Origin of the sequence: Pseudoalteromonas sp. Of7M-16 (assembly GCF_022347805.1) — a bacterium.
Classification (GTDB): domain Bacteria; phylum Pseudomonadota; class Gammaproteobacteria; order Enterobacterales; family Alteromonadaceae; genus Pseudoalteromonas; species Pseudoalteromonas luteoviolacea_F.
Map to the genome: position 1 here is coordinate 123,273 of NZ_JAKRFY010000008.1, position 14,228 is coordinate 137,500.

Here is a 14,228-nt window from a genome sequence, read left to right on the forward strand (position 1 = left end):
AAAGCCCGATTATACCCAAGTTAGTTAGAAATGCGAGCTATGAAACTCCTCATTCGCGCCGATTTATTCTTCTACAGCCCGAATCTCCTTGATTGTCGAGAGCCTGACCCCAAAAACGAACAACACCAAGAAGTACATTAACATTGCGCATACCAATAAAAAGCCTAATACCCAAAGCTGTGTGAAAAGACCCTCATCTCGCCAAATCAGCTGCTGTGACAGCCAATATACCGCACCGACCATTGCCAAGGTCGCTAGAACAGACTTTGCGGCAAACAATAGTGTGAACCGTGACACCGAGTATACGCCCTCCCTTTTTAGCGCATGATAAAGTAAAAATGCATTGCACGTCGCTGACAAAGAAGTCGCCAAAGCGAGACCGAGATACCCAATAAAAGGGGCTAAGGCTAAATTAAACACCATGTTTAAAGCCATCGCTTTGATACCTATTTTCACGGGCGTTTTGGTGTCTTGCCGGGCATAAAACCCAGGGGCTAACACCTTGATCAGCATAAAGCTTACTAACCCCACACTATATGCAGAAACACCTGCACTCACCGCAGCAATGTTATCAACATCACTATTTTTAAATTCTCCATGACCAAATAGAACAGAGATGATCAAAGGACTGATCACCATCAGCCCCCCCATCGCAGGGATCCCGAGTAACAAAACAAAGCGTACTCCCCAATCCATGGTGTGTTGAAAGTTTTCAGCTTTATCAGTTGCATGTAATTTGGATAAAGTGGGTAATATGACCGTCGCGATGGCGATGCCAAATAAACCTAGAGGGAACTCAATTAAACGATCGGAGTAGTAAAGCCATGCTATTGAGCCCGTCATCAGGGCTGCCGCTATAATGGTATCAAGCAATAGATTGATCTGACTAACGGAAACACCAAAAATAGCTGGTAACATTAATTTGCGTACTTTGACAATATGCGGCGCACGCCATGCAAATTTAGGCTTAGACAGTACACCCAGTTTTCCCATAAATGGAATTTGAAATGCCAACTGGATAACACCACCAATAAATACCCCAACCGCCAGTGCATAGGCCCCTTGCTCAAATTGCTCATGAAGGAATACGGCGCTGCTAATTATACTGAGATTTAACAGTACCGGTGTAAACGCCGCCACTGAAAATCGATTATAGACATTGAGTACTGCGCCACATAACGCCACCAAAGAAATAAAAAATAAATAGGGGATTGTCAGTTTAAGTAGGGCACTGGCCAATACGAACTTAGCGGCATTTTCTCCACCTTGCCACCAGTCTATAAACCAAGTTGCGCCAAACAACGCGGCGATGACTGGAGAGCCAATAACACCAAGCAAGGTCACTCCGAGTAAAATCGTGCCCAAGGTACCTGCGGCCTGCGCCACAAAAATCCGGACTTCATCGTCTCCGTGCTTTTCTTTGATTTCAGACAGCACTGGAACAAATGCCTGCGCGAAAGCACCTTCTGCAAATAACCTTCTAAAAAAGTTTGGGATCCGATTTGCAAACAAAAATACATCCGCCGCAAGCCCCGCGCCGAGTAAATTAGCTACCACAGCATCGCGCACCAGCCCTAAAATGCGAGACAACATTGTCATGGCACTCACTATCATGCCAGACTTAAATAACCCTTTTGCCACTAAATCAATCCTACCAATAAACAGTCTGCGGCAAGTATGCCACAGACCTCATCGAACAATAACCGTAAATCCCGCTACATTGATTAGAAATAACAAGCGACATTAAAGCTAGGCTTGAGTTCTGTGTTTTGCTACAATGCGCGCATTAATCATTAGCTCACTTGGCTTTTGATTCGTAGTCTGTTGTTACTATAGCCGAGGGCCAAAGGTTTAGGAGATGGTTAACAGACGGTATAAGGGCTGCGCACTATTAAGTCTAAATTAGTTTGTAGACGTCAACGTATGTGTGTGAGCCGCACTGAAATACTTAGGCCGGGCAGGTTATTTTTTATTGACATTGGATCATAAAACAGGCATAGTCCTCGGCCTTTAAACTAAGCTTATTTTTAAAAGATTGTTAGGAGCATACCTTGGCTAACATCAAGTCTGCAAAAAAACGCGCTATCACTAGCGAAAAGCGTCGTCAGCACAACGCAAGCCGTCGTTCAATGATGCGTACATACTTCAAAAAAGTTATCGCTGCTATTGAAGCTGGTGATAAAGAAGCTGCACAGCAAGCATTTGCTGTTGCAACTCCAATCCTAGACCGCTACGCAACTAAAGGTCTAATCCACAAAAACAAAGCTGCTCGTCACAAGAGCCGCCTAGCTGCTAAAATCAAAGCGCTATAATCTGTGGAAATGGATATAAAAAAACCGACGTAAGTCGGTTTTTTTATGCCTGTTTTTTGAGTCTGACTACGCTGACTAAGCAATCTCCAGTTTTGGATAAAACTTCTTCAACATAGCAGCAATCTTTTTCGGTGAGAAAGGTTTCACGACAAACCCTTTAGCCCCGCGTTCAATGGCATCTTTGACATTATCAACCGTTGAATGGGCAGAGACCATAACGACGTTTATATCTGGATTTATCTGAGCTAACTCAGCTATCAGCTCTTTTCCATCTCCATCTGGTAATTCAATATCCAAAAAGACAATATCGAAATGTCGCTCTTCACAAGCAGCGATACACTGCTTCGCTGTCGACGCTTCTTTTACATTGTCAATTCCCAAATGCATCAATGTCTGATGCAAAAAGCTTCTTACAGTTCCTACATCATCAACAATGAGAATAGAGATTTGTTGTTCCATATCCTTTCCCGTGGGCTAGTAATTAGAAATGCGCTATCATCTATAGCATAGAACTATTATAGAGTCCTGCAACCAAAAGGCTACACCTAAGCATGGCAAATAATCCAAAAAAACAATCACTATTGAATAAAAGTGACTTTCAAAAGCAACAAGCCGACAAAAATAAAAAGCGTCGCCTCTCAGCACAACAGATAAAAAGACAACAACAGCTCGAACAACAGCATAGACTTCAACAGCAGCAACCTGAGCCACCTAAAAAAGGGCTTACAAAGCTGATTATTATTGGCGTGATCGCACTCACCGCTATTTTATTTCCCAAGCCTCAACTCATCACTTACAAAAAACTAAGTATGGTCACTCAAAGCGTTTACTGGCCAGGGTTACCAGGCGTAAAACCCATTTTATTTGACTCCGTTTTACAACCTATTCCGGCGCTGGATCGCAACACACTTTATTTGTGTCAAGATGTGTCAAAGCCCGATACCTGCCAAAAATATGCAATTATCCAAACACAGGGATTCATTGCTGCTCTGAAGCACCTCACCATCAATTAGAAAAACTAATCCGAATAACGTAAAATTACTCGTTTGAGATGACTAAAAAAGCGGCGCATAATGGCGCCCCTTTTTAATCATTTATGGAGTTAATTTAAGATCATGGCTAACGAGTTTGACTGGTTACTAAATAGTTTATTACTAGTACTGGGATTTGGAGCTCTTTTTATTAATCATAAAACACTGCTTCGCACCGCGGCTGTTGTGGCCTGCAGCTTATTATTCGTGTTATTTAGTCTAGATCTTATGGATACTTCAGTGATTTCTAATCTTGGCTTGATATTGATCAACTCATTTTATTTGTTCAAAGTATTTACACTTGAGCACTACGAAACAAATTGATCGCCAGCTTCTGAAGCGCCCCGCGCTTCAGAGAACTTTCATTAATAATATCTATTGAATAAAAGTTAATAACTATTCACCTATGCTGTCTGTAAAGCGCTTTTTTACTATTTTCGCACACCTCACAGGCAATCAAATATTCATTGACTCAAGGCTATCCAAGCAATCATTGATGAGCTAAAATCGGGAAAAATGTCCCTTATTGGAGGATTGTCATGGCCATGACAGATGAAGAGTTATTTTTAGCTTCCATGGGCGATGTTGTACCGCTGGCACAAGATAATCGCGCACAACTAGAGAAACAAAAAAGCCAACCAACAGAGGCACAGCTCGCTAGGCGGGAAGCTGCTCAAAAAGAATTAGACTTTGACCCTAACTTTCTCTCTACTGAATATGTTGACCTGCTAGACCCTCACGATCAGCTTGGTTATAAAAAAGACGGTGTTCAGGAAGGTGTATATAAAAACTTAAGACTAGGTAAATATCAAATAGATGCAACACTTGACCTACATGGCAAGTCTTTTGTTGAAGCTCGACAAGCGCTGTTTGAATTCGTGGTAGATTGTCAGAAAAGAAATATCCGAGTTTTATTGATCCGCCACGGTATTGGGCTTAAAAGCAAACCATTTCCAGCTATTCTAAAAAGCTATTGTAATAAGTGGTTGCAAGAGATGCCCAACGTGCTGGCATTTCATTCCGCTCTAACATGCCACGGCGGCAGTGGTTCAACTTACACACTGCTAAAGAAAAGCGAAGAAAAGAAATTAGAAAACAGAGAAATACACGCCAAAAGATAAACATTAAAAATGGGGCAGCCAAAGCCCCATCTGAATTTAACGTTTCTTATCTTTGCTGAAGAGAATACGTACAGGTTTGCGCTTCAGCCGCCTGTGCCTGATTAAACCAAGCCGACACACCTAACGCGAGTACTGAAATAACGACAAAAGAAAGTTTCACACCACCTTGACCGTTTTTCATTGTTTTTTCCTGCTTTATTATTGTTTTTTTTCTAACATACTGAATATAAATAGATGTCTCAATATGTTTTTATATACAGTAATTATGTAAATTAGAATAACTCTTAATTACATTTACTTACAAATCATGTAGTTATTTTTTATCCCTATAAAATTATTCATTAGTTACCGTCACTTGAGATAAATTCAGTCAGCACTTAAAAGGTCCACACCATACATATCAGTTAGTACCCAACAGTTATATCCACCGTATTTTTTATTGGCTTTTTTTCCAAACAAGCTTTTATATTACTGGTAATTTGTGCAACAACCGTACCCAAGTTGGTAACTGCTGCAACATGCGGCGTCACCGTCACTTTTGGGTTTGACCAAAAAGCATGATCTTTGGGCAAAGGTTCAGTTACAAACACGTCCAGTACAGCATGGCCAAGTTCACCGCAATCCAATGCTTCGAGAAGATCATGCTCATTTAAGTGCTGCCCACGAGCAACGTTAATCAACAGACAGTCACTTGACACCTGATTAAACAGCGCACGATTCAATATACCTGCCGTTGCATCAGTCAAAGGCAATAAACACACTAGGTAATCCAGTTGAGATAGAAACTCGCTCAGCTGCTCTTCTCCATGAAAACACCTAATATTATCTAACTGTTTTGCTGTGCGAGACCATCCCCTGACACTTAACCCATTTGCAGACAAACGTTTCGCCACAACGGCCCCCAGTTCGCCCATGCCTAATATACCTGCTGTTGCACCTTGTCTCGCTCGCCGAGGCTTCCAATAGGATGTTGATTGGTTTGCACAGTACTCTTGAGATCTAAGTTTGTAGGCAAGAATATGAGAAAGTACATACTCAGCCATATCGTGACTCAGTTGCTTATCAACTATCCTCGCTACTTCAACGTCAGGAGGAAGTTTATCTACTGGGATACCATCGACCCCAGCTCCAAATGACTGTACCACTTTTAAATTAGGCAACTGTTGCCATAGCTCTTCAGGCGCTTTCCAAACAAGTACAAATTCGATATCGGCCAAATTATCACAATGCGGCCACAGGTAGATATCAACATCTGGTAAAGCCCCTTTGAGTTTTGCCATCAGTTTGTCATTGTTCCTACCCGTAATACAGACTAATACGGACATCTCTTCTCCCTTCAATACGCTTGTTACAAGACACCCACAGTATACCTGCGACTAGTAAAGTGTTGATAGAGCAAGATCACCACAAAACTGACATACCCTTGCAACATGGCTGTCACACTTGCTTTTTAATCTGCTATAAACACAGCCGTAGAGAAATATTTATGATCAGCGTCGATAAAGTGATCGAAGCAAACCTGCCTCAGTTGGAGAACTCACCTAAAGTAAAAGGGTTGGTAAAAAAAGGCCTAGGTTACTTATTGCATGAACAAGAATTTGTTGCATTTGCCGACACTTACCCACATTTAGAAGGATTAGAATTTGTTGAGCAAGTTCTGGAAGAGCTAGACTTTGACGCGCGCTTCAAACCCAAGCAAATCGAACATATACCAAGTGAAGGAAGCGTCGTTATCGTCGCAAACCACCCAATTGGTTCATTGGACGCGCTGGCTTTGATAAAAGTACTGGCGAAAGCAAGACCTGACCTAAAGGTTGTCGCCAACCGCATGCTGATGTCAATTACTCCTATGCACTCTTTGTTATTGCCCGTTGACAATTTATCTAATGCCAGTCGCAAACAAGAACTCGCGAATATTCAAAAGCATTTAAAAGCAGAAGGCGCGCTGTTAATCTTTCCAGCCGGCGAAGTGTCTCGCCTTAGCCCCACTGGAATAAAAGATTGCAAATGGAATACTGGCTTTTTACGTATGGCGAAAAAAGCCAACTGTCCAATTTTGCCAATCTACATCAAGGCTAAAAATAGCCCCCTCTTTTATGGCACTTCTATGATTTACAAGCCATTAGCGAGCCTATTGCTGGTTAAAGAAATGTTTAAACAACGGCAAAAGTCACTGGAGTTTGAAATCGGTGCCAGTATTCCGCCTGAGTCGTATCGCCTAGATAATTTAAAAGACAAAGAGATCGTTGCACTGATACGCAAACAGCTTTACAGGCTAAACAGCAAAAAAACATTGCCGTTAAAAACCCAAACCCCCATCGCTGTACCTGAATGTAAAAAAGAGCTAAAAAAAGCCATTGAACAGTGTGAACGCCTTGGTGAAACATCAGATGGGATGCAAATTTACCTCTATCAATACGCAGGGAGCTCTCCGATATTTAGAGAACTTGGCAGATTGAGAGAAATTGCTTTTAGAGCCGTTGGTGAAGGCAGCGGAAAAAGGCGAGATACTGATAAATATGATATGTATTATCAGCAACTTGTACTTTGGGATGCCAAACAGCTAGAGTTAGTTGGTGCGTACCGTTTGGCCAGTGCACAACAAGTCATTAAACAACATGGCGCAAGTGGTTTATATACCAGTAGTTTATTCTCGTATAACGACGCTATGAGTCCTTACTTTGCACAAGGCTTGGAACTAGGTCGAAGCTTCGTGCAACCTAAATACTGGGGCCGTAAGAGCTTAGATTACCTCTGGTATGGCATCGGTGCTTTTATTAAGCGATACCCTGAACACAGGTACTTGTTTGGCCCTGTCAGTTTATCCAACACTTTGCCTGATAAAGCAAAAGCTATGCTGGTATATCATTATCAACATTACTTTTCAGATCTCGATAATTTAGCCCAACCCAACAACGAGTTTAAACTGTCCCAGTCACAACTCGATACATGCAAAAGCCTGTTTTGTGGTGATGATATAAAAGAAGACTTTGCAGAGCTAAAGCATATTTTGGCGAATATGGGCGCACAAGTGCCAACACTGTTTAAACAATATACTGAATTGTGCGAACAAAGTGGCGTTAATTTCTTAAGTTTCAGTACCGATCCGGATTTCAATAATTGTATTGATGGCCTTGTACTGGTTGATCTCACTAAATTAAAGGCAAATAAAGCCAAACGTTATCTTGGTGAAAACATTTATCAATCTTAGGTAAAGTCGCGATGGACACTCTGTCTTTGCGGTAAAGCAATGAAGTTGTAAGAATTAAAGATAAATCCCTTGCAACCTTGTTGCAATTTTTTATACTGGCGCTCGGTCTCCATATTTAACAACGTAGATTAAGCGCCAATAATGATTAAGTCCCTCTTTAATATTATTATTTTTGTAGTCGTACTCGCCGCAGCCTTGGCATATCAGGAATTAGGTATGCTAGAAGACGACGGTAAACAGTCTGCGCCATACTTTTCTTTGCCAACATTGGCAAACCCCTCTGAGCGATACAATATCAGCGCGCTGCAAGGCGAGCGTTCGGTAATTTACTTTTTCGCCCCGTGGTGCAACATATGCCGCTATAGCATGCCCAATATAGATAAATTGCACCGCCAAGGTAAGGTCAATGCTGTTGCCATTGCTCTAGACTTCCAAAGTACGGAAGAAATCACCAAGTTTAGCCAAGACTTAAACCTGTCTATGCCAATCTTGTTAGGCAATCAAAAAACAGCACAAGATTACAAAGTTAAAGCCTATCCGACTTATTATGTTATGGATCCAAAACTGAAAATAATTGAACGCTCAATTGGCTATTCTAGCGAGCTTGGAATACGCTTACGCTTGTAAGAAAGTGTATCTACTTAGTACACTTTCTTACCCAAACCCGCAATAAATCAACGCATTTTGTCCGTAGACTGTCCCTCAAATTAATTCTCCTCACTGCCAAAGGGACTCGACGATGTTTGCTCAACATACTCTCAAATATTTTACTTTATCTCCTGTGATGTTGTGTATGGCGATGGCCGCCCATGCTCAAACCAAAAATGATGACATGGAACACATTGAAGTTATCTATAAACGAAGCTCAATTACTTCTGAAATTACTGAAGACACTGAAAAGCTGATTGAAATGCCTGGCGCGCTGGGCGACCCACTGCGCGCCGTTTTCGCCCTGCCCGGTGTTGTTGCAGCAGGAGGATCTATGAGTGAACCTGCGGTAAGAGGTTCTTCGCCTAGCGACAACATGTTTGAAGTTGATTTCATGCCCGCAGGTTATATATTTCATGATTTTGGTAGTTCTATTTTTAACCGCCATATTATTCAAGATTTCCAACTATATTCTGCTGGTTATGGCGCCGGATACAGTAATGCAACAGGCGCTGTTTTTGACGTCACTTTGAGAAACCCAAAATACCAACCCATCACAACCACACTAGACTTCTCTATGTTTAATGCTGGATTTTTTGTCGAAGGTCAAGCTACGGAGAATACCGCTTTTTATGTATCAGGTAGAAAAAGTACACTTCCACTATTTTTTAGCGAAGGTGAAGAGCTAGAAGATGATGATGGAGAACCCAGCGGTGTAACAGTCAACGATGCCCCTGATGACCACGACTATCAAGGCAAGTTTTTGTGGGACATCAATGATAAAAATACCCTCACCTTTAATTTTACGGGTGCCGAAGATTCAGCCGCTGCTGGGTTTAGTGAGCGTGCAGAACTTGCGCAAAAAACTCCTGAGTTTCAGGGCGATGCTCGATTTATTAGAGAATTCAACAGCCAAAGTATCCTATGGGATCACTATAGTAAGAAGTTTCATCTAAAAGTAGGTGTAGGTGCTTTGGATCACTCTGGCAGACTCGAATATGGTAAACAACCCACTAATCTAGCTGGCTTTTACGAGCAAGAAGGAGAAAAGCAATATACCTATAAGGCACGCTTAAACTATACCGTCAATAATCAGCACCGTTTCGTTTTTGATGCCGCGTACTTCGACAATGAAACAACTTATGAATATGATACTTTTCAGTACCTTTGTACTGAAATAGACCCTGACTGTGATTTGAAAAAAGGCGATCGGATCAACGGAAAACGCACCATTGATCTGGACTCAGGTTTTGCTGGTATCACCCATATTTGGCAGCCACATGAAGATTGGCAGACAGAACTTGGCTTGCAAAGTCAGCACAATCGCTATACAGATGAGACCTTCACCTCTCCTCGTCTTGCGGTTAACTACTATGTTTCACCAAACAGCGTGATCAGTGCAAAAGTAGGCCGTTATAATCGCATGCAAGATGTCGAGTATATCTTGCCTGAAATTGGTAACCCTAAATTAAAGTCTCAAGTTGCGACTCACAGCACACTGGGCTTTAGACAAGAGTTAGAAAACGAGTGGTCTTGGTCAATCGAGGGCTATTACAAGACAATGGAAGACTTACCACTGGCGATTGACTCTGGCAATGACGCGCACCTTTTATACAGCAACCAAGTTGAGGGACGTGCATATGGTGTTGACATTTTAGTCAATAAAAACAAAACCGATAATTGGTACGGCTGGGTTGCGCTGAGTTATGCGAAAAGCGAACGTACTGATTTAAGAAGAAATGTCACACGAGACTATTACGCCGATACACCGTTGGTCTTCAACGCAGTGCTCAACTACGACATTAATGAGTTGTGGCAAGGTGGCTTTAACTTCACCGCGCGAAGCGGCCAAGCATATACACCAATTGTTGGTGTACGAGAGAACCCGGATCACGCCGGTCGCTTTTTACCTGTATATGGTGACCCATTTTCAGAGCGCTTCAAAACCTACCATCGCCTTGATGTACGCTTCGAAAGAAAAACCTCCGTATTTGGTTTAGATGGTAAGTTGGTATTCGAACTTATGAATGCTTATGGTCAAGACAATGTTGCCTACATTGATTTGGATTACGACAAAATAAAATCAGTCAGTGATCTTCATATAAAAGAAGAAAATGATGATTTTGAAATGCGTCCTTCAATCGGTTTTAGCGTGACATTTTAATTCCCCTAGCTGCTTGGGCCGCTAAGCACAAGTAGCGTTAACCTTCCCAATAAGGCATGGCGAGTAAGTAATTGCTACTTGCGTTTTTCGCCATTGCCTTGCATGATCCGCCCGTTAAACACCTCGGAGTATTATCATGCCTAAAGCTTGCGCATATCACATCTTAGTTAAAACCGAAAAAGAATGCTTAGCCATCAAAACCAAGTTAGCAAAAGGCGGCGACTTTAATAAATTGGCAAAACAGCATTCAACCTGTCCTTCAAAAAAACGTGGTGGTGATCTAGGAGAATTTAGCAAAGGAGACATGGTTAAAGCCTTCGATGACGTCGTATTTAAAAAACCACTGTATGAAGTACATGGCCCGGTTAAAACAAAGTTTGGTTATCATTTAATTAAAACTGTTTATCGAAGTTAGTGAGACGCTGAAAAGCTGCCCCTAATTCAATCGAAAAAACAGATTACCTTAATAGCTTTTAATCAATTTTAATTCGGTCTCACTCAACTATACTGAGTGGCATTGAAATCACTGAGAGAGTTATTACTATGTTTACTGTTATTTTTGGTCGTGAAGGCTGTCCTTACTGTGTACGTGCAAAAGAATTGGCAACACGTTTAAAAGAAGAGCGTGATGACTTTAACTTTCGATACATTGACATAAATAAAGAAGGGATCAGCAAAGCCGATCTAGAAAAGTCTGCTGGCAAGCCTTGTAACACAGTTCCACAAATATTTGTCGACCAATCCCATATCGGTGGATTTGATGATTTTGAGGCCTATGCCAAGGCAAATTTAGGGTTATATCAATAACCCTAAAAAAAATACAGTTTATTTTTTGACCAATTTCAACCACCTACAAATTTAGTGCCAATTTATACAAGCAATTATCTTTTCTTTACTGTACAATGCCGCCTCTTTTAAATTGTTGAGGCGCATTAATGTCAGAACCAGTAACGTTTGAATCTTTAGATCTTTCTCCTGCAATCCTTAAAGCAGTCGAAGAGCTAGGGTATCAATCACCTTCTGAGATCCAGGCTCAATGTATACCGTTATTGCTAGAAAGAAAGGACGTGCTGGGACTAGCGCAAACGGGTACGGGCAAGACGGCAGCTTTCGCACTGCCGCTATTAAACAATGTTGACGCATCCGTTAAGCAACCACAAATTTTAGTACTGACTCCGACTCGTGAACTTGCACTGCAAGTTGCAGAGGCATTCGAGCAGTATGCTAAGTACACCAGAGGCGTAGAAGTACTTGCGCTATATGGTGGACAAAGCTATGGCGTGCAATTAAGTGCACTTCGCCGTGGCGCACAGATCATCGTGGCAACTCCGGGGCGTTTAATCGACCATATCAACCGTAAGACCATTGATCTATCTAACCTAAATGCATTGGTATTAGATGAAGCTGATGAAATGCTACGCATGGGCTTTATCGATGATGTTGAAAGCATCATGGAAAAAACACCAGAAGAAAAGCAAACATGTCTTTTCTCTGCAACTATGCCAAAGCAGATCCAATCTATTTGTTCTAAGTACTTAGATAACGCAGAGCAAGTAAAAATCACGCCACGTAACTCAACTGTTGACACAATTGAGCAAGTTTACTGGCGTGCAACGACACATAAAAATAAAGCTATCGTACGCTTCTTAGAAGCTGAAGATTACGATGCTTCTATCGTGTTTGTACGTACTCGTAATGATACTGTTCAGCTTGCTGAACTACTTGAGCGTGAAGGTTTCTCTGCTGCACCACTAAATGGTGACATGAACCAACAGGCACGTGAGCGTACAGTTGAAAGACTGAAAAGTGGTTTACTAGACATCGTTATCGCAACAGACGTTGCGGCACGTGGTCTAGATGTTGACCGCCTAAGCCTAGTTATCAACTACGATATTCCACAAGACAGTGAAGCCTACGTTCACCGTATTGGCCGTACTGGTCGTGCAGGTCGTAAAGGTAAAGCTATCTTGTTTGTAAAAGGTAACGAGCGTTACTTATTACGTAACATCATGCGTCATACTCGTTCAGACATTGAGCAAGTAGAGCTACCAAGTGCAAAAATCGTTGAGCAAAAGCGTATCGAAGCACTTCAGAATAAGCTAAGCATGTCACTTGATCACAAAGACATCGAGTTCTTCAGTGAAGTAGCTCAAGGTCTAGGTGAAAAACTTGAACTAAGCCAAGAGCAACTTGCTGCTGCACTTCTTTGCCTTGCACAGCAACAGTCTCCACTTAAAGTTGAAGAAATTAAAGTTCAACAGCGCGAACGTCGTGACCGTGATGGCAATCGTGATCGCCGTGATGACAGACGTGGTGAACGCGGTGACCGTGGTGATAAAAAAGGCCGTCGTAACACAGGTCCAATGGATACATATCGTATTGAAGTTGGTCGTGAGCACGGTGTTCAGGTTAAGAACATTGTTGGTGCGATTGCAAACGAAGCAGATATCTCAAGTAAGTTTATCGGTGAGATCCGCTTATTTGACGAGCACAGCACAGTTCAGCTTCCTCAAGATATGCCAGCTGAGACTCTAACACACTTCCAAGGCGTTCACATTTGTCAACGTCCAATGAAGATGACTAAGAGTACTCACCCTGCTGATCAGGCGCGTGGCAATGGTAATCGCCGTGAAGGTGGCAGACGATTTGAAGAGCGTGGTGAGCGCCGTGATGGTGGCAGACGCTTCGAAGAGCGTGGTGACCGTCGTGACGGTGGTAAGCGCAGCTTCAGAGATCCACGTAGCGACAAGCGTCGTGACGGTAACAGAGATGGTAACCGTGACAACAGACGCAAAGAGCGTGGTGAACGTAACGAAATCAACTTTTCATAAGTTGTAAACATCTTTAAAAAAAGCTGCTACTTTAGCGGCTTTTTTTATTTTAAGTCCCGTCCTAAATCGTTCTTCCCAACCAGTCTCTGGGATCAAATCTAAAGTAGGCTACCATCAGATTAAACAGCTCTGGATTCTCCTGCTTCAACTCAACCGGCTTTTCAATAAAGGTTTCGGTTAATACAGCGAAATACTCGGCTTCATTGGTCGCCCCATACTCATGGATCACATGGGGCATCTGATACGCAAGCTGAGTTTTAAGTTGGCGATAAGCGCGACTCAACACATCAGCCCAGTGCTGATAGCTGATTTCTTTTGGCAACTCGGGGGTACCATTGGTATTACCAGCTTGTTGATCTAACTGATGAGCAAACTCATGAAACACTAGATTATGACCATCACCTGGTAGACGGTTTCCTTCTAAAACATCATGCCAGCTAAGCACCAATGTGCCACCAGGCCATGATTCACCTTGCCTAACCGCAGTGTGATAACTTACCAGTCCTGCACTGTCTTTGTTGGTCTGTGGTGCGTAATACTGACTTGGATACAAAAGTACTTCTTTAACGTTTGGATATAGTGGCCAGGCTTGATTCAAGACCAATAAACATGCATCAGCTGCAATGATCAATGACATTGCCCTGGTTACTTGTAAACCATCGCGGCCAATCACCCGCTTTTCACCTAAAAACCAAATGATATGCTGCTCAAGCCTCTGACGATCAGCGTCTGTCATGTTGCGGTAGATAGGCATGTAGTTAAGTAGCACCTTTTTATCTGCTGTTGACAACTTGTGCGGTTGGTATTTTTTGTGCCAAAAATAGCGTTTTATGTCGTTGAGATACCAATAAACAACCACAAACACGGCTAAAAAGGCGATTAACATAAGATTTATCATACTTGCTCATTT

General features: G+C 42.2%; 15 protein-coding genes. 10 read left to right on the forward strand and 5 right to left on the reverse strand.

Annotated features, from left to right (window positions below):
* Window positions 1-63 precede the first annotated feature (63 nt).
* Entirely contained in the window at window positions 64-1,641 is a 1,578-nt protein-coding gene (gene murJ, locus MHN81_RS10295; protein ID WP_023398592.1) for a murein biosynthesis integral membrane protein MurJ, read from the reverse strand.
* A 410-nt stretch (window positions 1,642-2,051) separates the two neighbouring features.
* Between murJ and rpsT the strand changes: the two genes are divergently transcribed.
* Complete coding sequence (gene rpsT / locus MHN81_RS10300; protein ID WP_010382487.1) at window positions 2,052-2,312, forward strand: 30S ribosomal protein S20; 261 nt, start codon at window positions 2,052-2,054, stop codon at window positions 2,310-2,312.
* 75 nt (window positions 2,313-2,387) lie between these two features.
* On the opposite strand, the gene MHN81_RS10305 is transcribed toward rpsT, so the two are convergent.
* Window positions 2,388-2,771 (reverse strand): response regulator, encoded by a 384-nt coding sequence (locus tag MHN81_RS10305; protein WP_023396984.1) that lies wholly within the window; start codon window positions 2,769-2,771, stop codon window positions 2,388-2,390.
* A gap of 92 nt (window positions 2,772-2,863) precedes the next feature.
* Between MHN81_RS10305 and MHN81_RS10310 the strand changes: the two genes are divergently transcribed.
* The 3 genes from MHN81_RS10310 (at window position 2,864) to smrA (ending at window position 4,464) form a co-directional block, all read left to right on the forward strand.
* Window positions 2,864-3,325, forward strand: a complete 462-nt coding sequence (locus tag MHN81_RS10310; protein ID WP_023396985.1) for a hypothetical protein — start codon at window positions 2,864-2,866, stop codon at window positions 3,323-3,325.
* Window positions 3,326-3,427: 102 nt separating this feature from the next.
* Window positions 3,428-3,667 (forward strand): hypothetical protein, encoded by a 240-nt coding sequence (locus tag MHN81_RS10315; protein WP_023396986.1) that lies wholly within the window; start codon window positions 3,428-3,430, stop codon window positions 3,665-3,667.
* 215 nt (window positions 3,668-3,882) lie between these two features.
* Complete coding sequence (gene smrA, locus MHN81_RS10320) at window positions 3,883-4,464, forward strand: DNA endonuclease SmrA (RefSeq protein ID WP_023396987.1); 582 nt, start codon at window positions 3,883-3,885, stop codon at window positions 4,462-4,464.
* A gap of 46 nt (window positions 4,465-4,510) precedes the next feature.
* Here smrA and MHN81_RS28085 read toward each other — a convergent pair whose 3' ends face one another.
* Together MHN81_RS28085 and MHN81_RS10325 are read right to left on the reverse strand one after the other, a co-directional pair.
* A complete protein-coding gene (locus MHN81_RS28085; protein ID WP_023396988.1) occupies window positions 4,511-4,645 on the reverse strand; it encodes a hypothetical protein in 135 nt (44 codons plus the stop codon).
* Window positions 4,646-4,868: 223 nt separating this feature from the next.
* The gene (locus MHN81_RS10325) at window positions 4,869-5,789 is read right to left on the reverse strand and encodes a glyoxylate/hydroxypyruvate reductase A (protein WP_239425679.1); all 921 of its coding nucleotides are present in this window, start codon (window positions 5,787-5,789) and stop codon (window positions 4,869-4,871) included.
* A gap of 161 nt (window positions 5,790-5,950) precedes the next feature.
* On the opposite strand from MHN81_RS10325, the gene MHN81_RS10330 reads away from it, so the two are divergent.
* The 6 genes from MHN81_RS10330 to MHN81_RS10355 all read left to right on the forward strand — a co-directional run bounded on the left by MHN81_RS10330 (window position 5,951) and on the right by MHN81_RS10355 (window position 13,318).
* Entirely contained in the window at window positions 5,951-7,675 is a 1,725-nt protein-coding gene (locus MHN81_RS10330; protein WP_023396990.1) for a lysophospholipid acyltransferase family protein, read from the forward strand.
* 141 nt (window positions 7,676-7,816) lie between these two features.
* Window positions 7,817-8,302, forward strand: a complete 486-nt coding sequence (locus MHN81_RS10335; RefSeq protein ID WP_023396991.1) for a TlpA disulfide reductase family protein — start codon at window positions 7,817-7,819, stop codon at window positions 8,300-8,302.
* 112 nt (window positions 8,303-8,414) lie between these two features.
* The gene (locus tag MHN81_RS10340) at window positions 8,415-10,487 is read left to right on the forward strand and encodes a TonB-dependent receptor (RefSeq protein ID WP_239425680.1); all 2,073 of its coding nucleotides are present in this window, start codon (window positions 8,415-8,417) and stop codon (window positions 10,485-10,487) included.
* Window positions 10,488-10,623: 136 nt separating this feature from the next.
* Complete coding sequence (locus tag MHN81_RS10345) at window positions 10,624-10,902, forward strand: peptidylprolyl isomerase (RefSeq protein WP_023396993.1); 279 nt, start codon at window positions 10,624-10,626, stop codon at window positions 10,900-10,902.
* Between the two features lie 128 nt (window positions 10,903-11,030).
* Entirely contained in the window at window positions 11,031-11,294 is a 264-nt protein-coding gene (locus MHN81_RS10350; RefSeq protein WP_023396994.1) for a GrxA family glutaredoxin, read from the forward strand.
* A 128-nt stretch (window positions 11,295-11,422) separates the two neighbouring features.
* A complete protein-coding gene (locus MHN81_RS10355) occupies window positions 11,423-13,318 on the forward strand; it encodes a DEAD/DEAH box helicase (RefSeq protein ID WP_023396995.1) in 1,896 nt (631 codons plus the stop codon).
* Between the two features lie 61 nt (window positions 13,319-13,379).
* Here MHN81_RS10355 and MHN81_RS10360 read toward each other — a convergent pair whose 3' ends face one another.
* The gene (locus MHN81_RS10360) at window positions 13,380-14,216 is read right to left on the reverse strand and encodes a M90 family metallopeptidase (RefSeq protein ID WP_023396996.1); all 837 of its coding nucleotides are present in this window, start codon (window positions 14,214-14,216) and stop codon (window positions 13,380-13,382) included.
* Between the last annotated feature and the right edge of the window lie 12 nt (window positions 14,217-14,228).

Coding starts and splice junctions, on each gene's coding strand:
- MHN81_RS10360 (WP_023396996.1), bottom strand. CDS start 14,216: ATGATAAATCTTATGTTAATCGCCTTTTTAGCCGTGTTTGTGGTTGTT.
- MHN81_RS10315 (WP_023396986.1), top strand. CDS start 3,428: ATGGCTAACGAGTTTGACTGGTTACTAAATAGTTTATTACTAGTACTG.
- MHN81_RS10350 (WP_023396994.1), top strand. CDS start 11,031: ATGTTTACTGTTATTTTTGGTCGTGAAGGCTGTCCTTACTGTGTACGT.
- smrA (WP_023396987.1), top strand. CDS start 3,883: ATGGCCATGACAGATGAAGAGTTATTTTTAGCTTCCATGGGCGATGTT.
- MHN81_RS10355 (WP_023396995.1), top strand. CDS start 11,423: ATGTCAGAACCAGTAACGTTTGAATCTTTAGATCTTTCTCCTGCAATC.
- MHN81_RS10345 (WP_023396993.1), top strand. CDS start 10,624: ATGCCTAAAGCTTGCGCATATCACATCTTAGTTAAAACCGAAAAAGAA.
- MHN81_RS10305 (WP_023396984.1), bottom strand. CDS start 2,771: ATGGAACAACAAATCTCTATTCTCATTGTTGATGATGTAGGAACTGTA.
- MHN81_RS10335 (WP_023396991.1), top strand. CDS start 7,817: ATGATTAAGTCCCTCTTTAATATTATTATTTTTGTAGTCGTACTCGCC.
- MHN81_RS10325 (WP_239425679.1), bottom strand. CDS start 5,789: ATGTCCGTATTAGTCTGTATTACGGGTAGGAACAATGACAAACTGATG.
- MHN81_RS10310 (WP_023396985.1), top strand. CDS start 2,864: ATGGCAAATAATCCAAAAAAACAATCACTATTGAATAAAAGTGACTTT.
- MHN81_RS28085 (WP_023396988.1), bottom strand. CDS start 4,645: ATGAAAAACGGTCAAGGTGGTGTGAAACTTTCTTTTGTCGTTATTTCA.
- MHN81_RS10340 (WP_239425680.1), top strand. CDS start 8,415: ATGTTTGCTCAACATACTCTCAAATATTTTACTTTATCTCCTGTGATG.
- MHN81_RS10330 (WP_023396990.1), top strand. CDS start 5,951: ATGATCAGCGTCGATAAAGTGATCGAAGCAAACCTGCCTCAGTTGGAG.